This is a genomic window from Mesorhizobium loti, from assembly GCF_003148495.1.
In the GTDB taxonomy this organism is placed as follows: domain Bacteria; phylum Pseudomonadota; class Alphaproteobacteria; order Rhizobiales; family Rhizobiaceae; genus Mesorhizobium; species Mesorhizobium loti.
Map to the genome: position 1 here is coordinate 287444 of NZ_QGGH01000005.1, position 18550 is coordinate 305993.

Annotated in this window: 20 protein-coding genes; 4 read left to right on the forward strand and 16 right to left on the reverse strand. The window is 63.0% G+C overall.

Going from position 1 to position 18550, the window contains the following annotated elements:
* Positions 1 to 40: 40 nt before the first annotated feature.
* Together C8D77_RS21200 and C8D77_RS21210 are read right to left on the reverse strand one after the other, a co-directional pair.
* Positions 41 to 1099: an aminopeptidase gene (locus tag C8D77_RS21200; protein ID WP_109667384.1), complete on the reverse strand. Its 1059-nt coding sequence runs from the start codon at positions 1097 to 1099 to the stop codon at positions 41 to 43.
* Between the two features lie 318 nt (positions 1100 to 1417).
* A complete protein-coding gene (locus tag C8D77_RS21210; protein ID WP_245951847.1) occupies positions 1418 to 1942 on the reverse strand; it encodes a hypothetical protein in 525 nt (174 codons plus the stop codon).
* Between the two features lie 449 nt (positions 1943 to 2391).
* Between C8D77_RS21210 and C8D77_RS21215 the strand changes: the two genes are divergently transcribed.
* Positions 2392 to 3156 (forward strand): response regulator transcription factor, encoded by a 765-nt coding sequence (locus C8D77_RS21215; RefSeq protein ID WP_109667389.1) that lies wholly within the window; start codon positions 2392 to 2394, stop codon positions 3154 to 3156.
* A gap of 116 nt (positions 3157 to 3272) precedes the next feature.
* On the opposite strand, the gene C8D77_RS21220 is transcribed toward C8D77_RS21215, so the two are convergent.
* From C8D77_RS21220 to C8D77_RS37285, 10 genes are all read right to left on the reverse strand, one after another.
* Positions 3273 to 5075 (reverse strand): ABC transporter ATP-binding protein, encoded by a 1803-nt coding sequence (locus C8D77_RS21220; protein ID WP_109667392.1) that lies wholly within the window; start codon positions 5073 to 5075, stop codon positions 3273 to 3275.
* Complete coding sequence (locus tag C8D77_RS21225) at positions 5072 to 6016, reverse strand: acetamidase/formamidase family protein (protein WP_109667394.1); 945 nt, start codon at positions 6014 to 6016, stop codon at positions 5072 to 5074. The genes C8D77_RS21220 and C8D77_RS21225 overlap by 4 nt, the downstream gene beginning before the upstream one ends.
* Entirely contained in the window at positions 6006 to 7649 is a 1644-nt protein-coding gene (locus C8D77_RS21230; protein WP_109667397.1) for an ABC transporter substrate-binding protein, read from the reverse strand. Before C8D77_RS21230 ends, C8D77_RS21225 begins: the two co-directional genes overlap by 11 nt.
* Before the next feature lie 44 nt (positions 7650 to 7693).
* Complete coding sequence (locus tag C8D77_RS21235) at positions 7694 to 8614, reverse strand: ABC transporter permease (protein ID WP_109667400.1); 921 nt, start codon at positions 8612 to 8614, stop codon at positions 7694 to 7696.
* Positions 8611 to 9477: an ABC transporter permease gene (locus tag C8D77_RS21240; RefSeq protein ID WP_206438805.1), complete on the reverse strand. Its 867-nt coding sequence runs from the start codon at positions 9475 to 9477 to the stop codon at positions 8611 to 8613. The genes C8D77_RS21235 and C8D77_RS21240 overlap by 4 nt, the downstream gene beginning before the upstream one ends.
* A 19-nt stretch (positions 9478 to 9496) precedes the next feature.
* Positions 9497 to 10099 carry an ANTAR domain-containing response regulator gene (locus C8D77_RS21245; protein ID WP_109667405.1) on the reverse strand — a complete coding sequence of 201 codons (603 nt, stop codon included), beginning with the start codon at positions 10097 to 10099 and terminating at the stop codon, positions 9497 to 9499.
* The gene (locus C8D77_RS21250; RefSeq protein WP_109667408.1) at positions 10096 to 11190 is read right to left on the reverse strand and encodes a transporter substrate-binding protein; all 1095 of its coding nucleotides are present in this window, start codon (positions 11188 to 11190) and stop codon (positions 10096 to 10098) included. Before C8D77_RS21250 ends, C8D77_RS21245 begins: the two co-directional genes overlap by 4 nt.
* A gap of 186 nt (positions 11191 to 11376) precedes the next feature.
* Positions 11377 to 11865, reverse strand: a complete 489-nt coding sequence (locus tag C8D77_RS21255) for a hypothetical protein (RefSeq protein WP_109667412.1) — start codon at positions 11863 to 11865, stop codon at positions 11377 to 11379.
* A 217-nt stretch (positions 11866 to 12082) separates the two neighbouring features.
* Entirely contained in the window at positions 12083 to 12511 is a 429-nt protein-coding gene (hpaR, locus tag C8D77_RS21260; protein WP_109667414.1) for a homoprotocatechuate degradation operon regulator HpaR, read from the reverse strand.
* A gap of 26 nt (positions 12512 to 12537) precedes the next feature.
* Positions 12538 to 12855, reverse strand: coding sequence for a hypothetical protein (locus C8D77_RS37285; RefSeq protein WP_146211795.1), 318 nt, complete (start codon positions 12853 to 12855; stop codon positions 12538 to 12540).
* A 51-nt stretch (positions 12856 to 12906) separates the two neighbouring features.
* Here C8D77_RS37285 and C8D77_RS21265 point away from each other — a divergent pair, with 51 nt between their 5' ends.
* From C8D77_RS21265 to C8D77_RS21275, 3 genes are all read left to right on the forward strand, one after another.
* Entirely contained in the window at positions 12907 to 13761 is an 855-nt protein-coding gene (locus C8D77_RS21265; RefSeq protein ID WP_109667417.1) for a MetQ/NlpA family lipoprotein, read from the forward strand.
* 98 nt (positions 13762 to 13859) lie between these two features.
* Complete coding sequence (locus C8D77_RS21270) at positions 13860 to 14957, forward strand: methionine ABC transporter ATP-binding protein (RefSeq protein ID WP_109667420.1); 1098 nt, start codon at positions 13860 to 13862, stop codon at positions 14955 to 14957.
* Entirely contained in the window at positions 14938 to 15594 is a 657-nt protein-coding gene (locus C8D77_RS21275) for a methionine ABC transporter permease (protein ID WP_109667779.1), read from the forward strand. Before C8D77_RS21270 ends, C8D77_RS21275 begins: the two co-directional genes overlap by 20 nt.
* A gap of 10 nt (positions 15595 to 15604) precedes the next feature.
* On the opposite strand, the gene C8D77_RS21280 is transcribed toward C8D77_RS21275, so the two are convergent.
* The 4 genes from C8D77_RS21280 to C8D77_RS21295 all read right to left on the reverse strand — a co-directional run bounded on the left by C8D77_RS21280 (position 15605) and on the right by C8D77_RS21295 (position 18542).
* A complete protein-coding gene (locus C8D77_RS21280) occupies positions 15605 to 16189 on the reverse strand; it encodes a Fic/DOC family protein (protein WP_109667423.1) in 585 nt (194 codons plus the stop codon).
* Positions 16190 to 16192: 3 nt separating this feature from the next.
* Positions 16193 to 16399: a hypothetical protein gene (locus tag C8D77_RS21285; RefSeq protein ID WP_109667427.1), complete on the reverse strand. Its 207-nt coding sequence runs from the start codon at positions 16397 to 16399 to the stop codon at positions 16193 to 16195.
* 59 nt (positions 16400 to 16458) lie between these two features.
* A complete protein-coding gene (locus tag C8D77_RS21290; RefSeq protein WP_109667430.1) occupies positions 16459 to 17589 on the reverse strand; it encodes an aminomethyl transferase family protein in 1131 nt (376 codons plus the stop codon).
* A 179-nt stretch (positions 17590 to 17768) separates the two neighbouring features.
* Entirely contained in the window at positions 17769 to 18542 is a 774-nt protein-coding gene (locus tag C8D77_RS21295) for an ABC transporter substrate-binding protein (protein ID WP_109667433.1), read from the reverse strand.
* Between the last annotated feature and the right edge of the window lie 8 nt (positions 18543 to 18550).

Consider the following 18550-nt stretch of genomic DNA (forward strand, 5'->3'; position numbering starts at 1 on the left):
CCGCCTCTGGTCTCGTTTCAGGCCTTCACATTTGACCTGCTCAATAGCATCTATCTGCCGCCGCAAGTGCTTCGGCACGGTGAGCTTCGTCCAGTGCGCCAATCCGTCGAACCGACGCATAGAACCTGATATAGTCGCCCGAACACAAGTCGAACACGTGCAGAAACGCCGGAACCTGTTCACCATATACAGCAGTCGCGGCAAGCTTCGCGTTGTTGATTGGGGAAGCGAACCAGGCATCGTATCCCCGGTATCGACCCCAGCGCCTGTCGCGCATGTGTCGGTAGCGCATCCGCAGCCGTTCAATCGCAGCCGTCTTTGCGGCCAGCTTTTGCTCCGAGTTACCGGAGTTGGAGTAGACTTGCGCTAACTCGTCCCGGGTCTGGGAGACAAGCGCAAGAAATTCAGCTTTGCGCCTCCGGGCGGCTTCGTAACGGCGCAATGCCGCGGTATCGCCAGCCGCGCGCAGCCATTTTCTCACGCCGGTTGTTTCGACGGCGACAGCGAACGCCTCATTGAATGCGGAATCGCCGTTGACGTAGACGCGCTGGTGGGCGAGTTCATGGAAAACCAACCCTGCAAGATAGGTTTTATCCTGGCTGAACATCGTGCTTAGCAGCGGGTCACTTGACCAGCCAAGCGTGGAATATGCAGTGATGCCCGTCACATAGACGTCCATTCCCTGTCCTTGAAGTTCGACAGCGGTTTCAGTCGCAGACTTCCTGGAGAAATATCCCCGGTAGGGGACGCAGCCGAAAACGGGAAAACACCATGTTCGCGGCGTCAGCGAGAATTCCGGCGCGGCGAAGACAGCCCATGTCACCGAGTCCCGACCGATATCAACATAGCTGCGGTAGCTATTGTTGTCGGGCAGCGCCAGTTCATCTGTTGCGAACTGTCGTATGGCGCTCGCCGATGCCATTCGGGCGCGCAATGCCTTGGGCGTCGAAGGATCCTCGATCAGTTTTGCGACATCCTTGCGTGCCGTCATGATCTGCAGATGACCCTCCACGGATTGCGCGTAGTAGGAAATGCTGGTGCAACCGGCCATGCCGGACACCACGATCACAACGGCAACCAATCGAAAGAATGCGCGCATCACGATTTGCCCAAAGCAGTGCTCACCCGTTCCGACAGGGCGATTGTCGCGATTGCCCCAGGTCTCTCAAGCAGTCGCATTGATTTGATCGAGGTCTATAGCTTTCTAAAGAAGCCGGACAGAATATTCGGACCCACTTCGCCGAGCTGCAGTCGGAACCAAGCGTCGCCGTCGGCGCCGAGTTCGCGCCAGCGGCAATGGGATCGGCAAGGCTTGCCTAATCGAAAGTACATCCGAGGCGCGTTTTTCTCGCGCCACAGTCGATGACGGGGCTGCGACGCCTACTCGGGAGCACGGGCGGCACCTGGCGTGCCCCGGTCACTTCACGGAAAAGTCGACCGCTTCCTTCACCGTGCCGTCAACGGCGATCTGCACCTGATAGGTGCCGACCGGCCAGCCGGCATCCGGCTTGCTCACCGAGGAGTCGACATGGTTTTCGATCATGCCGATTTCGAAGCTGACCTCGTCGATTTTGTAGTTCGCTGGCGCGACACCGCCTGAATCCAACGAAATCCAACTCACGGTGAGCTTCGATCCCGAGGCCACCGCGTCGGTCAGATCGGCGGAGAGGAAGATGTTGGCCGTATCCGGCGCAAATGTCGCCTGAGTCTCTTTTGCGTCCTTGCTTGCGGACAGCACGATGTTTTCGAACCCTTCGGCTTGCGCGTGCACGGCGAACGTCCCAACCGCCACCAGGGCGGCTGCCCCTATCATCATCGACCGAATGCTCATGCTCTTCCCTTTGGATTGAAACCGCCGCCCGCGTCCGACTCGTGTGGCGCGTGCCCACAGCCGCTCTGTAGAATACGAGGCCAGGGGTTGTCCATGGAGCCGCGGCGCCATGATGTGGCGAAACGAAATGGGATAGCTTCATTGTCTAAACTTCCTCCCTTGTGGTGTGTCACCTGGCGAAATGTCGACGGATGCGATCGTCGGAGATAAGCACATCCGTGGATGGTAACCATCGCCCGGCACCGCGATAACCGTTACTTTAGTAGAAAGTTGCACCTGGTCCCGGGAAAGCCTGACGCGATCTAAAGCGCGTCGGGGCACCGCCGCAAAATTTTCGCGCCAAGTTGGTTGGCGTGCCCGATTGCTGCGGTGGATGGGTCTGCTGGGTAGAACAGATCGTCCTTCACCGGGTCAGCATATCGGGCCGGAATCGAATTCGCCCAGTCGTGTGCTTTGTTTCACATACGTCTGCCTCGAATCCAAGTTTAGTAAGGAGGAGCTAAAACAGTGGAGTAGAGGCCAAGCCCCGCGGGGGCGAGATCCGACAAAGGGGTGGAGTCATGCTAACAATTCAACCATATGAGACGGCTCAACAAAGCCTGTGCGCTTTTGATATCGATCCTGATAGCCCACCGCCATCCATAGCGGCGGATATCGAGATCGCGATTGTCGATGATCGACCGCTGATGTGCGACTGCCTGGCAAGGGGCCTGGCGGTTTTCGAACCAGCGTTTCGTTTCCAGCATTTCTCGAGCATCGAAGCCTTCGATGCGGCAAGCCTGGATGAGACCCAAAGGATCTCGACGGTGTTGATGTGCGTTATGTGGTCAAATTCCGAAGCGGACCACCATCTTGCCCGGATCGCCCATCTCAAGGCCACCAGACCTTCGGTGAATGCCATCATCCTGGCCGATATCGAAAATCTTGACGATATTCTCAAGGCGATCGAAAAAGGCGCGCGAGGCTATGTTCCGACGAGCGTCAGCTTGCAGGTCGCGGCCAAGGCCATTCATCTTGTGGCGGCAGGGGGGATTTTCATCCCACCGAGTGTCCTTTACCAATCGGCGCAAAACGCCAAGGACGGCCAGCAAACGGGCAAACAGCAGTCGCAAGACGACAACGTTTTCACGTCACGCCAGATCTCGGTCATCGAAGCCCTGCGTCGAGGGAAAGCGAACAAGATCATCGCCTATGAACTCAACATGTGCGAGAGCACGGTCAAGGTGCATGTCCGCAATATCATGAAGAAACTTCGCGCCCGGAACCGGACCGAGGTGGCCTACATCCTGAATACGACGCCGTATCAGGGGCTCACCAGGAATTGATCGACGGCAGCCGCTTGGCGAATGCCGTGGTGCGTGGACCGGTCAAGATCGCAATCGCGTGATTGCAGCTGTGTCCTCCGAAGGCGGATGCAGCCCCACGGTCTGGGGTGGCGACCTCAGCTTCCAGCAGCAACAAGATGTCCGCCACCGACGTCGCTCAGCACCAGTCTCGCAGGCGTCTCGCCGATCTTTCGCGTCGAACTCGGGATTTCCTGGTCGAGGCGGGCGAAGCGGCTTCTTCGCTTGCCCGGATCGGCCACCGGCACGGCTTCGATCAGCCGTCTGGTGTAGGGGTGACGCGGGTTGGAAAAGAGCTGGTCGCGCGTGCCCATCTCGACGATCTGGCCGAGATACATGACGGCGACGCGGTCGGAGATGTTCTCGACCACCGCCATGTCGTGCGAGATGAAGAGGTAGGCGACGCCGAATTCGCGCTGCAATTCCTTCAACAAATCGAGCACGCGCGCCTGCACCGAGACGTCGAGCGCCGAGACGCTTTCGTCGGCGATGATCAGTTTCGGCCGCAGCGCGAGCGCGCGGGCAATGCAGACACGCTGTCGCTGGCCGCCGGAGAATTCGTGGGGGTAGAGCTCCATCTGGTCGGCCGACAGGCCTACGCGCTCGAACAGTGCCGCCACACGCTGACTGCGCTCATCCTTCGACGCGATGCCGTGGATCAGCAGCGGCTCGGCGACGAGGTCGCCGACGCGCATGCGTGGGTCGAGCGAGGCGTAGGGGTCCTGAAAAATCATCTGCACATCGCGGCGCACCGCCTTGCGCTCGTCGCGGCCAAGGCCGGACAGGTTGCGCCCGCCAATGACGATGTCACCGCTGTAAGGCACCAGCCCGGCCAGCGCCTTGGCGATGGTCGACTTGCCGCAACCGGATTCTCCGACCAGCGCCAGCGTCTCGTTGGGGGCGATCGAGAAGCTGACGCCCTCGACGGCGTGGACGCGGCGGTTGACCCTGCCGAAGAAGCCGCCATGCAGGTCGAAGCGGACATGCAGGTCTCTGACCTCGGCGACATTGGCTGGCGTCGCCGCCTCGGCATCCCTGGATTTCTGCCGCCCCACGCCGCTGCCGATGCGCGGCACGGCGGCCAGCAGCTCGCGCGTGTAGTCGGCTTGCGGCCGGGCGAAGATGTCGGCAGTTTTCCCTTCCTCGACCATGCGGCCGTGCCGCATGATGATGACGCGGTCGGCCATCTCGGCGACGACGCCCATATCGTGGGTGATCAGGATGACGCTGGTGCCATGCTGGCGCTGCAGGTCACGCAGCAGCTCCAGCACCTCGCCTTGCACGGTGACGTCGAGCGCCGTCGTCGGCTCGTCGGCGATCAGCACGTCGGGCTCGAGCGCCAGCGCCATGGCGATCATCACCCGCTGGCGCATGCCGCCAGACAGTTCGTGCGGAAACTGCTTTAGCCGGCTTTCGGCTTCCGAAATGCGCACCGCCTTCAACGCTTCGATGGCGCGCTGTCGGGCCTCGCTTTGTGACAGGCTGGTATGCGCCTCGATGGATTCGGTCAGCTGCCGGCCGATCGACAGCACCGGGTTGAGCGAGGTCATCGGCTCCTGGAAGATCATGGCGATGCGGTCGCCGCGAATGCGGCGCATCTGGCGGTCGTCGAGATCAGCCAGATCGGTGTCGCCGAGACGGATTCTACCAGCGGAAATGTGCGCCGCCGGCTGTGGCAGCAATTGCATGATGGCCAGCGCGGTCATCGACTTGCCGGAACCGGACTCGCCGGCAATGCACAACGTCTCGCCGCGGGCCAGCGTCAGCGACAGGTCGGAGACGACCTCGCGCTCGCCGTCCTCGCCGCGCACGCTGACCGACAGGCCGGCGATGTCGAGCACCGGTCCCGCCGTCACCGGAGCAGCTGCCCCGGTCCGCTTTTTGCCCGCACCTGCGGTCATTCGAAGACGCAGCGCGGGAAGTAGAACGACACCACCCAGTTCGGCATGTCGACGATCTCGCTGATGCGGAGATCGCCGCACACCGAGGCCAGCATATAGGCCTCGACCGGATCGATCTTGTAACGGCCAGCGAGCAGGTCGACCATCTGGGCAACCGCCTCCCTGGCGCCGGCCATCAGGTCCGGTCCGATGCCGGTCGTCACCTCATAGCCCTTGGCGTCGAGATGGCGCGTTACCGGGCCCGACGTGGTGAAGCGCGGCGTCTTCAGCCTGGCATCCTTGACCAGGTCGAGCTTGAGTACGACATCCATCGGGCTCTCGATCGCCGTGCCGCAGACCTCGCCGTCACCTTGCGCGGCATGGGTGTCGCCGACCGAAAACAGCGCGCCGGCCACTTCCACCGGCAGATAGAGCGTAGTGCCGGCAGCGAGATCGCGGATGTCGAGGTTGCCGCCGACCCTCCTTGGCGGCACCACCGAGTGGTGGCCCTTTTCCGCCGGTGCGTTGCCGATGGTGCCGGCAAAGGGTTTCAGCGGCACACGCGCATTCTTGCCGAACAGTGCCGGCTCGAGCGAGGCGGCATCATACTTCCAGATGTTCAGCGCCGGCTCCTTGAAGTCGTCGGCGAGCAGGCCAAAACCGGGAATGTTCGCCGTCCAGCCGAAGCCGGACGGTTTGAACAGCTCGATCGTCACCTTCAGCGCGTCGCCCGGCTCCGCACCCTCGACGAAGATCGGCCCGGTGACCGGATTGATCTGGCCGAAGTCGAGCTTGGCGATGTCAGCGACCGTGCTGTCGGGCTTCAGCTGACCGCCGCCTGCATCGAGGCACTGGAACTCGATGGTCGAGCCGGGCGCCACCCGCTCGGCCGGGGCAAACGAATTGTCCCAGCCGAAATGATGATGGCGCCCGTGGATGGTGTAGTCGCAGCTATTGCACATCTTTTACGTACACATTGTCGTAGTTGATCGGGATATGGACCGGGTCGACATACAGGTTGTCGGCGCCGCCCATGCGCGCCGATTTCATGGTGAAGCGCTGCTCGTTGAAGACCGGCGCCCAGGGTGCGTCCTCCATCACCTTGTCGTAGATGGCGCTCCACATCTTGTCGCGCTCGCCGGCCTTGGCCGGGTCGACGACCGAGTCGGCCTCGGCCGCCTTGGCGTCGAGATCCTTGTTGCAGTACCACGACCAGTTCCAGCCGCCCGGCACCGCACCGGCGCAGCCGAGGATCGGGCCGTAGAAGTTCGACGGATCCGGGAAGTCGGCGATCCAGGCCATGCCGCCCGACCAGATCATCGGCGCACCGGCCTTGTCGCCGCCGGCGGCGATGACATTGGCCTGCGCCAGCGACTGAATGCTGGCCTTGATGCCTATGGCCGCCAGATCCTGCTGGATCGCCTGGGCAATGCGCGGGTTGGGATCGGTGTTCATGGCAAACAGCTGGGTGTCGAAACCATCAGGATGGCCGGCTTCGGCGAGCAGCGCCTTGGCTTTGGCGACGTCATAAGGGTAGCCCTTGTATTCCTTGTCGTAGCCCGGCATCGACGGTGGCAGCGGCTGGTTGGCCGGCACCGCGCGGCCATTGATGATCTGGATCACGCGAGCCTTGTTGATCGCCATGTTGACTGCCTGGCGCACCTTCACGTTGTCGAACGGCGCCATGGTGGTGTTCATGGTGACGTAGCCGGTGTGCAGCTGGCCGCCCTCGACGACGCGCGCCTTCTGCTCGGGATCGGCCATCACTTCCTGGAACTTGGCCGGCGGAATGCCGTCGCCGGGCACGTCGATCTCGCCCTTCTGCAGGCGCAGCAGCGCCACGATCGGCTCCTGGCCGATCTCGAAGGTGATCTTGTCCAAATGCGGCAAGCCTTTGTGCCAGTAGTCCGGGTTGCGCTCGAAGACGATGCGCTGGCCGAGCGTCCACTCGGCAAGCTTGAAGGCGCCGGTGCCGACCGGATGCTTGCCGAAATCGGCGCCGTATTTCTCGACCTCTTCCTTTGGCACGACATGCGAGAAGTTGATGGCCATGACATGCAGGAAGGTGGCATCGGGGCGGGTCAGCTCGAACTTGACCGTGTAGGGATCGACGACGGTGACGCCGGAGAGGCTTTCCGCCTTGCCTGCAGCGACGTCGTCATAGCCCCTGATCGAGCCGAAGAAGCCGGCGCCTGGGCTCTGAGTCTTCGGATTGGTGACGCGGTCGAGCGAATATTTCACGTCGTCGGCGGTCATTTCGCGGCCGTTGTGGAATTTCACGCCATGGCGCAGCTTGAAGGTGAAGGTCTTGCCGTCGGGCGAGATCTCATAGCTTTCGGCGAGGTCGGGCTTCAAATTGGTGGTGCCCGGCTCGTAGTCCATCAGCCCGTCGAACAGGCTCTTGATCATCGACCAGTTCTGCCAGTCATAGCCGATCGCCGGATCGAGCGTAGCAACGTCATCCTTGTAGGTGATGGTAATGGCGCCGCCTTGCTTGGCGTTCGGATCGATGGCGTCCTCGGCGCGAACACTTGTCATGCCAAGCATCAGCGCCAGCGCCGATGCCGCCACTGTGGATGCGAGAAACTTTTTCATTTTTATGTTCCCTTTCTCTGTTTGGTTTCAGTCATGTCCTGTTTTCATCTGAGCTTGATGCGGGGGTCGATAAAGGGCGCGATGATGTCGGCCAGCAGATTGCCCAGCACGATGGCGAAGGCCGACACCAGCGTGACGCCCATGATGATCGGGATATCGACGCGCTGGATGGCTTGCCAGGCGAGCTGGCCGATGCCGGGCCAGCCGAACACGCTTTCGACGACGACGATGCCGCCCATGAAGATGCCGATATCGATGCCGATCATGGCGATGACCGGCAGGATGGCGTTGGGCAGCGCATGGCGAAAGAGGATGGTGCCGCGTGCCAGGCCTTTGGCACGGGCGGTGCGCACGTAATCCTGGCGCAGCACGTCGATCATCGACGAGCGCATCATGCGCGCGTACCAGCCGGCGCCGAGGATGCCCATGGTCAGCGATGGCAAAACGAGATGGCGCCAGGTGCCGTAGCCGCCGATCGGAAACCAGCTCAGCCGTACGGCAAAGACGTAGAGCAGCAGCAGGCCGACGACGAATTGCGGCGCCGAGACGCCGACGAACGAGGCGACCATCAGCGTCTGGTCTGTAGCGGTGCCGCGCTTGACGGCGGCGATGAGACCCATGCTGAGGCCGAGCAGCAGCTCGCACAGGATGGCGCCGACCATAAGCAACAGGCTGGCTGGGAGCCGCGAGACAATCAGCTCGGTGACCTCGGAGCGCTGGATGTAGGAGCGGCCGAGATCGCCGCTGATGAGCTTCACCAGATAGCGCCAATACTGGACGATAAACGGCTGGTCGAGGCCGAGCTGCTGGCGGATGTTCTCGACCGTCTGCGGCGTGGCGCTGCGGCCGGCGATCTGGCGCACCGGATCGGCCGGCAGGAGATAGAGCAGCGCGAAGGTGATCAGCGAGACGCCGAGCAGGATGAGCAGCGACTGGATCAGACGGCGGCCGAGATAGGCGATCATGCCCGGCCCCTTTGCGTCGGATCGAGGATGTCGCGCAGCGCATCGCCGATCAAGTTGAAGGCCAGCGCCAGCGCCAGGATCGCCGCACCGGGGAAGAACACCAGCCAGGGTGCGGCCTGGAAGTAGGTCTGGTTCTCGAAGATGATGTTGCCCCAGGACGCCGTCGGCGGCTGCACGCCGATGCCGAGGAAGGACAGCGTCGCCTCGAGCAGCACCGTGGTGGAAATGCCGAGCGTGCCCCAGACGATGATGGTCGGCAGCAGATGCGGCAGGATGTGGCGAAACAGGATGCGCGGTGCGCTGGCGCCGATGGTGCGCTCGGCATCGATGAACTCGCGTTCGGCCAGCGAGCTGGTCTCGGTGTAGATGACGCGTGCGGTCTGCACCCAGTTGACCAGCGCGATGACCATGGCGACGATCCACAGGCTGGGCTCGAACACCGCCGCCAGGCAAATGGCGAGCAGCAGTGCCGGAAAGGCCATCATCAGGTCGGTGAAGCGCATCAGCGCGCTGCCGATCCAACCGCGGAAATAGCCGGCGACAACGCCGACCAGCGTGCCGATCAGAAGCGCCACGCCATTGGCGACGATGCCGATGATCAGCGAGGTGCGGGCGCCGTAGAGGATGCGGGTCAGCAGGTCGCGGCCGAGCAGGTCGGTGCCCAGCCAGAATTTTGCATCCGGCGGCAAGGGCGAGCCCTCGATGGTCAGGCCGTCGAACATCTGCTCGTTGGGATCATAGCCGGTCAGCCATGGCGCCAGCACGGCACCGGCAACGACAATGGTGACGATCACCAGCCCGAGTAGCGCCAGACGGCGCCTGACCAGCCGGCGCCAGACGCCGGCGCGCGGCTTGACCGGCATGCGCCCTGGCGCGGTGAGATCAGGCGCGATGGGACTGGTCATCGCCGCCTTCCTCTTCCGTCATCGCTACGATCCGGCGCGCGGCATCCTCGATGCTGATCTGCCAGCTCATCGCCAGCGAGCGCAGTTGCGCATAGGCGCGGTCGTCATTGGTGCCTTTCGACAGTGCGGTCACCGCGCGCACGATGGTCTGGCGCTCGGCGACACGCTGGCGAAGCGAGGCAATCTCGCCGGCCAGATGTTTGCGCGCCTCGAAACTTTGGCGTGCGATCAGCAGCGCGCTGTAGACGCCGGCATTGCCGACCGGCTTCAGGAGCTGGGCGTCGGCCTTGTGCGACAGCGCCCATTCGATGCGGCCGGGTGCCTCCGAGCCGATCAGCGCCACCAGCGGCATCGGCGCCTCGCCCGGCTTCCACGGGAACTGCTCGTCAAAGCCGAGATCGGCGTCGAAGAAGACGAAATCGGCCGCCAGCGCCTCGGGCGGCAGTTCCGGCCAGCAATCCAGCGTGATCAGGCCGATGGCCGACAATTGCCGGGTGATCGCCTGCACCGTCGGGTGCGGGCGATGCAGGATGAAGGCCCTGGCGCCACCGAGATTGGGAATGCGTGGCGCCCTGGTCACGACACCACCCTGAGGCGCGGACGGCCGAATGTTTTTGCAGGATCGTAGCGCGACAGATACGGGTCCGGCGCGACCTCGTCCTCGCGGCTGACGACCTCGAAGAAGCCGTCCGCAATTCGCCCAATGATCACCGGCAATGTCGCGTGCTGGGAGTGGGCGTCGATGGCGATCGGCCCGAGCCGAGTGGAGAAGCGCCGTTCGGCGAAGGCTTTGGAGAATTCCGCCGGACCGGCTTCGGCATCGCGGGAGAGCACGTCAGCCATGACCTGCACCGAGGCATAGGCGGAGGCCTCGAAGGACGAGGCGAAGGCGGCCGGGCGCGGCGCGAAATACGGCCCGACCGACAAATGCCCTTTTCCGGATTCGCCGATCGCCGGCAGCTCGCCCTCGGTGAGGTTGCAGGAGATGACGGGACAGGCTTCGGGGCGGAAGGCCGGATCCTCGTCGCCCAAGTCGCGATAGGCCGCCAGGAAGGCGTAGGACGAGGTGCCGATCAGATTGTTCAGGATGAAGTTCGGCCGCGTGGCCCGGATTTCAGCGATCAGGCGCGACACGTCGGTCTCGCCGATGCGCAGATAGCGCTCGCCCAGAACCTTGCCGCCTGCATCGGCGATCAGGTCGCGCGCCACGCGGTTCATCTCCCAGCCCCAGATATAGTTCGAGCCGAGCAGGAAACCGTTGGCGCCGAAGCGCGGCACGACATGGGCCATCAGCGGCACCAGATGCTGGTTGGGGCAAGCGTGCATGTAGACGACGTGCTCGTTGGCCTCGAAGCCCTCATAGGGGCAGGCGTACCAGAGCATGCCACCGGCTTTCTCCAGAACCGGGATCGTCTCCTTGCGGCTCCAGGAGGTGACACAGCCGACGACATGGCGGGCGCTGCTGGTCTTGAAGATGTCCTCGCAGAGCGTCGCGTAGCGATCCGCATTGCTTTGCGGATCGCGCTCGACCGGCACCAGCTCGATGCCATGCTGGCGGTCGGCATTGATGTCGGCGACCGCGCGCATGGCGCCCATACGGCACGCATCGGAGATGAGCTGGTAGCTCCCCGAGCGGGAATACAGGATGCCGATCTCGATGCGCCGTTTCAAACAGATCCCCAAAATGACAATGCCCCGCAGCCAGCGCCGGAGGGGCGAGGCATACGAGGCATTCTTGCCGCCCGGCGATCAGAGCCGGTATTTTTCCGATCACTAACCTATTCGGTACAGGCGGTCAGTCAAGCCCTATCCACGTGCCACACTCACGGCCTGCCATCGCTGTTTCGTTGCCGCCAGCTATCTGGCCGCCGGCCTCTGACTGTGTTGGCGGGCATAGGCCACACAGGCGTCCACCGTGCTGACACAAAGCGCGTCGCGCCTGTTGGGCAAATTGTTGTCGCCGGCGTAGGCAACTTCGGCGACGCGGCCGTAGACCATGCGAATTTGCGTGTCGCAATATCCGCCGGGAGCGACATTGACGGAGCCGCCGACCGCCGGGATAGCGCCGACCGCTAGGGTCGGGACGACAATGCTGAGATTGCCGCGTTGAACGATGCGCTTATAGGTCCAGATCTGGCCCGATCGGCCAGCGTCGGCGGTGGCAGTCGGAAACCCCGCGCACATTCGAACGTCGGCTTCACTAAGGCCGACCATCTCCTTGCGAGCCGCCGCCACCGTGGGGTCAACCTTGGCGATGCGCGACGTATCGTCGGGAATGACGCAGGAAGACTGGACGCCGACGAAGAGAACAGGAAGGGCAAGCTTTCGAATACAGGAAAATGTCATACCGATTGTAGGATTTGCCCGATTGCAGATTTGCGTGACGCCCGCCGCTCCTTTTACCTAGGCAAACAGGCGATCGGATCAACCCGTTCAGCTTCACGAAAAAGTGGCCATGGCTGCATCATGGCCGGCGGCCGGGAAGCCAACGCGCCATGGCGGAAATGGGCTCGCATCGGGGTGCAGTCGTACCGGATGCGGGCCGCAAGGGACCGGAGAACGGTCAGCTCTCGCCGTCGATCAAGCTCTCCAGGAGGTCGAGCAACTGTTCAAGCTTCTCGTGACCAAAACGCTGTTCGATGTCGTCATAGATGACGCGACGCTCGGGCGACAGGGCGTCGATCAAGGCGGAACCGGCAGGCGCAATGGTCAGCACGACGCGGCGGCCGTCGCCTTCCGCCTTGTTGCGGGTGATGAATTTGCGTCCCTCGAGCGCCTTGATGATGCGCGTCAGGCTGGGCGGCAGCACCGATGCGCGATCGGCAAGCTCTGTTGCCTCGACCGAGCCGGCTTCACTCAACACACACAGCACACGCCATTGCTGCTCGGTCACGTCATGCGCCGCAAGCATCGGCCGAAACCGTGCCATCACCGCTTCGCGGGCATGAAGCAGCGCCAGTGGCAGGGAACGACGGGTGTTTTCAGGCAGCAAGAAGAACGTCCCCAATAGTGCCGTCGTCAACGGGGTTTTTTCAGCACGGACCGTGCGCCAAAACCCGACCTTTCCATCTCGTATCGTTGCGCCCAGCCCGATGCAAGACTTGACTCGGCGTCGCCACTGGCCGTGCTGCGGTCACCGGCAAAGCGCTCGGCCTGCATATGGATATCGACGCCTTCTCCAGAGACTACCGGAATCGCAGCGCAGCCGCCGCGGTCGATCCGATGGCGTCTTGTGCTCCCGTTCTCGAAATTTTTGAGAGAATATTCCCGGCTTTGACGAGAACGGCGAAACGCGTTCTTTGATATAATCGATAGAATTTCTGAGGATGTGACCAAGGCTAGGCAATCCGCCTGGCTGCCATGACTTCACAACCGCAGAGATCAATCATGTCCGACTTCAAGAACACTTTGCCATCTTCCCTTTGGTCAACCGTCAACCGGCGCAGCGGCTTGGCTCTGCTGTTCGCATCGGCCGTCGCGATCGGCAGCCTGATGGCGCCCAGCGCGTCGCTCGCTGAGGACAAGAAGGCGATCAAGGTCGGTATCATCAGTGGCGAGGACGAGGATGTCTGGCGGGTCGTCGTCGCTCAGGCGGCCGAAAAGGGCCTCTCTATCGAGACCGTGGTGTTCAACGACTACACCCAGCCCAACGAGGCGCTGGAGCGCGGCGAGATCGACGCCAACGCCTTCCAGCACCAGCCTTATCTCGACAACCAGATCAAGACTCAAGGGTACCACATCGTCCGCGTCGGCTATACCGGCGTCTGGCCGATCGGCCTCTACTCGAAGAAATACACCAAGGTCGCCGACCTGCCCGAGGGCGCTGTCATCGGCGTGCCGAACGATCCTTCCAATGAAGGCCGCGCGCTGCGCGTGCTGCAGAACGAGGGGGTGATCAAGCTGAAGGACGGCACCAGCATTCTGGCCACCACCGCCGACATCGCCGAGAACCCGAAGAAGGTGGTGATCAAGGAGCTCGACGCCGGCATTGTCGGCCGCTCGGTCGAGGATCTCGACGCGGCCGTGGTCAACACCGACTGGGCACTGAAAAGCGGCCTGACGCCGGAAAACCGCATCGCGCAGGAGCCGATCGCCGATAATCCCTACCGCAACTTCATCGCGGTGAAGGTCGGCAACGAGAACGAGGCCTGGGTGAAGACGCTGGTCGCGTCCTATCAGAATGAGGCGGTGAAGGCCGAGTTCGACAAGGTCTACAAGGGCACCGGCCTCAGCGCCTATTGATCCGATCCTCGACCGGAAGCCCGGCTCGAGAGCAACTGCGGTCCGCGCTCAGGCGCGGGCCGCGATTGCGTTTTCGGATGGCGAGAACAGGAACACGAATGAACCAGCATATCACGGCATCCGGGGACACCACCGATCCGACCCAGGCACGAGCCGAGGCGTCTCAGGACGTCGTGCGCCTTGTCGAACTGAAGCGCCGCTTCGGTGTGACGGCGGCGCTCGACGGCGTGTCGCTGACGGTGCGCAAGGGCGAGATCCTCGGCATTATCGGCCGCAGCGGCGCCGGCAAGTCGACGTTGATCCGCTGCCTGAACGGGCTGGAACGGCCTGACTCCGGCGAGGTGTTCATCGAAGGCCGCGAGATCAGCCGGCTTGGCGAGCGCGACCTGCAGCCGTTGCGGCGGCGCATCGGCATGATCTTCCAGCATTTCAACCTGCTGTCGGCCAAGACCGTCGAGGACAATGTGGCGCTGCCGCTGAAGATCGAGGGCCGCCCGAAAGCCGAGCGACTGAAGCGCGCCGCCGAACTGCTCGATCTCGTCGGCCTGTCTGAGAAAGCAAAAGCCTATCCGGCGTCGCTGTCGGGCGGCCAGAAGCAACGCGTCGGCATCGCCCGGGCGCTTGCCGCGCGCCCGGCACTGCTTTTGTCGGACGAAGCCACCTCGGCGCTCGACCCGGAGACGACGCGCTCCATCCTCGCACTGCTCGAGGACATCAACCGGCAGCTTGGGCTGACCATCCTGCTGATCACCCATGAGATGGAGGTGATCCGCTCGATCGCCGACCGGGTTGCCGTGATCGACGCCGGACGTATCGTCGAGGAAGGCCCGGTCTGGTCGGTGTTTGCCGACCCGCGCTCGGACATCACAAAAAGCCTGCTCGGCGCCATCCGGCCGCAGCTGCCGGCCGAGCTGGCAGCCCGGCTGCTGCCGGCAGCCGGCGCGGAGACGATCCTGCGCGTCGACGTGGCCGGCGAGGCGGCAAGCGGGCCCTTGCTGTCCGACCTTGCCACGGCTGTTCCAGGCGCCTTCCGCCTCGTCCATGGCGGCATCGACCATATCCAGCATCAGCCGGTCGGCACGCTGTTCCTTTCGGTTCCCGGCAGCGATGCAAATCATCTCGCTGACATCATCACATTCCTGAAGGCCCGCCAGGCGCGGGTGGAGGTGCTTGGCCATGTCGCCCATCCTGTTTGAACTTCTGCTGCGTTCGATCTGGGAGACGGTGCTGATGACGGCCGCCTCCGGCCTTATCTCGCTGGTTTTCGGCCTGCCGCTCGGCCTGGCCCTGATTGCCACCGAACGCGGCGGCATTGCTGAAAGCCTGTGGGTGAACCGGGCGCTCGGTGCCGTCATCAACGGCTTCCGCTCGGTGCCCTTCATCATCCTTCTGGTGGCACTAATCCCGGTGACCCGGCTGATCGTCGGCACCTCGATCGGCACCTGGGCGGCGATCGTGCCGCTGTCGATCGCCGCCACGCCCTATTATGCGCGCATCGCCGAAGTGTCGCTGCGCGAGGTCGACCGTGGCCTGATCGAGGCGGCGCGCGCCATGGGCGGCAACCGCTGGACGATCATCCGCGAGGTGCTGGTGCCCGAAGCCCTGCCAGGCATCGTTGCCGGTTTCACGGTGACACTGGTGACGCTGATCGGCGCGTCGGCCATGGCCGGCGCGATTGGCGCCGGTGGCCTCGGCGACCTCGCCATCCGCTACGGCTACCAGCGTTTTGAGACGTCCGTGATGATCGCTGTGGTCATCGTACTGATCATCCTGGTCTGCGGCATCCAGTGGGTGGGTGACCGGCTGGTGGCGCGGCTGGATCGGCGGGGGTAGGCGGAGCCGGCTAACTAGACTGGCGAATGATGTCTTCGATGAGGGCCTCCAGTGGCGCCTCGGAGCCAACGAAACTGTCGATCATGGCCTGAATCACGCGATCACGATCGAGCATGTCGGCGTTGAACGTGAAGCCTGCGTGCTCGGCGAGCATGGCAAGGAAGGTGAGTTGGGTGCGGCCGTTGCCTTCGCGAAACGGATGCACGGCATTGATCTCCGCGACGATGTGGGCCACGTGCTTGGCAAAGCCGCCGCCGTCGAGGTCGGCCAAGCGGTCGGGGTTGCCTAGCTCGCGGAACACCCGCGCCATCTCGCTGGCGATGTGTTCGGGATAGCAAAACCAACTGCTGGCCTTGCCGATGCGGATGGTGCGCGCCTGACCGGCCCAGCCATATACATCCTGGAACAAGTGCCGATGCAGGCCAAGGTAGTGACGGTAGTCGAGTTCGCCTGCCGGCAAGGGCTCGTCAGCGCGAGTCAGGAAAAGGGCGAGTTCGACTTCATCAAGTTCGGCCTGGTCGCGGATGTCCAGCAGGTTAATGAGCACCGTCGTACCGGGGTAGCACAGCGGATCGAACTCGGCGGCGTAGACCAACGTCTATTTCTTCTTGCGGATTTCTTCCTTGATGAGCGAACGCCGCTCATCGCCGGACAGTCCGTGTCGTACGCCTTGGGCGAGTAATTTCGCCATGCGAGGCGACAACGTCATGCCTTCCACGGCGCTGATTTTCTCGCCGCGCGCGCTGGTCAGTACGAACTGGCCGGTCTTGGCTGAACGGCTGGCTCTTGAGCTAGGAGACTTCATTTGGAGACCATATCATAACCCCGGAGGAGAGACCAAAATGATTTCCGGGGCAAGCCGAGTTAGCCGCGCAACCTAACGCCTTCGGGGTCGAAGAACGGTATCGGCGCCACGACCGCGCGGGTCGGCTTGCCGTCGATGTCGATGCTGAGTTCGGTGCCGATGGCCGTGAAGGGAAGCCGCAGATGCGCCGTGGCCAGCACCTTGCCGAAGGAATAACCGTGGTCGCTGTAAGTGACGATGCCGGCATCCTCGCCGTCGGCCAGAACCCGGGCATTGGTCGCGGCCGGCCTGTCGCCGTCGAGGATCAGGCCGACCCATTGCTCGTCGAGGCCCTTATCGCGAACCCTGAGCAGCGCTTCGCGGCCGACGAAATCGCCCTTGTCGAACTTGATCCAGCGGTCGAGGCCGACATGGAACGGCGTGCGGCTCTCGTCCATGTCGATGCCATGCGCCGGATAGGCCTTTTCCAGCCCGAGCGTGAACATTGCCAGCACGCCATAGGGTTTCAGGCCAAAGTCCCGGCCGGTCCGCATCAGCGCCTCCCAGACCGAGGTCGCCTCGTCGGCCGGCACGAACAGTTCGAAGCCGAGTTCGCCGGTCACGCCGGTGCGCGAGATCAGCACACGCGTGCCGTTGATATGACCTGACGTGAACGACCAGCGCTTCAGCCCATCCAGATCGGCATCCGCAACCAACGCTTTCAGGAGTTCGCGCGAGCGCGGACCCTGGATGGTCGGGAAGGCGATGGCCGCGGTGATGTCGGTGACATAGGCCTTGCGCCCCTGCGCATGATGCAACAGCCAGGGCAGCATCTTCAGGCGGTTGACCGAGCCTGTCACCAGCATGAAATGCTCCGGCGCCAGGCGGTACACGGTGAGGTCGTCCATGATGCCGCCATCCTCACGGCAGACCGTGGAATAGCGGACCTGTCCGGGCTTCATGGCGGCGGCATCGTTGACGATGACATGGTTGACCAGCGCCTCGGCGTCCGACCCCTTGATGTCCATCTTGCCCATGGTACTGAGATCCTGCACGCCGACATTTTGGCGGGTGTTCAGATGCTCGTCGGCGATGCCGGAATAATACTTCGCGGAGATGAAATCGCCACCCACCCGACCCATGGTCGCGCCCACGGCAACGATGCTGCTGTAGAAAGGGGAACGCCGCTCAGCCAAGAAAGTCTCCATCATTCATTGCGATCCGGAGACCGTTTCGAAATTCGCTCTGGCGAGTCATATGATGGTGGTTTCGAGAACCGGAGCGCAGCGGACATTCAGGTCCGTGAGCCCAGTTCTACTGCGGCGCAGTAGAACGAGGAGGCGCAGAAACCGCCTTCAGATGGCCGCCAGAGTAGAGTTTCCAAACGGTCTCAGCTGCCGTAGACGTCGAACGAGAAATATTTATCGTTGATTTCCTTGTACTTGCCGTTGGCGCGCAGCGCGTCGATGGCCGCATTGAGCTTGTCGGCCAGCTCCTTGTTGCCCTTCTGCAGTGCAATGCCGACGCCGGGGCCGTGAATGGCCGGATCGGCCGTCAGGGTGCCGAGCAGCTTGCAGCAGGCGCCGTCGGGCCTCTTCAGCCATTCGGTCAGGATGATCGAGCCGTCCATCATCGCGTCGAGCCGGCCATTGGCCATGTCGGTGCGGGCATCGTCGCCGGTCGGATAGGCCTTGACGGTCGAGCCTGCGTATTTCTGCTCGGCGAATTTCTGATGGATGGTCGCGGTCTGAACGCCGAGCGCCTTGCCTTTCAGATCGTCCGGCGAGGTGCCTGCGATGGTGGAATCTTTCGGCACCGCGATGGCCGGCGGCGTCTGGTAGTATTTGTGGGTGAACTCGACCTTCTCGGCCCGCTCGGGCGTGATGGTGATGTTGATGATGGCGTCGAACTTGCCGGCCTGCAGCGCCGGTATGGAGCCATCGAAATCCTGTACGCTAAACTCGCACTCGGCCTTCATCTGCGCACACAGCGCCTTGCCGAGGTCGATGTCGAAGCCGCCCAGCGTGCCGTCGGCACTGGCGTAGTTGAAGGGCGGATAGGCGCCTTCGGTGCCGATCCTGAGCTTCTTGTCCTGGGCGGAAGCACCCGTGGCCAGCGTGAGGGCGACGGAAGCGGCAAGCACGAAACGACCGAAAAGACGCATGTTCGAGA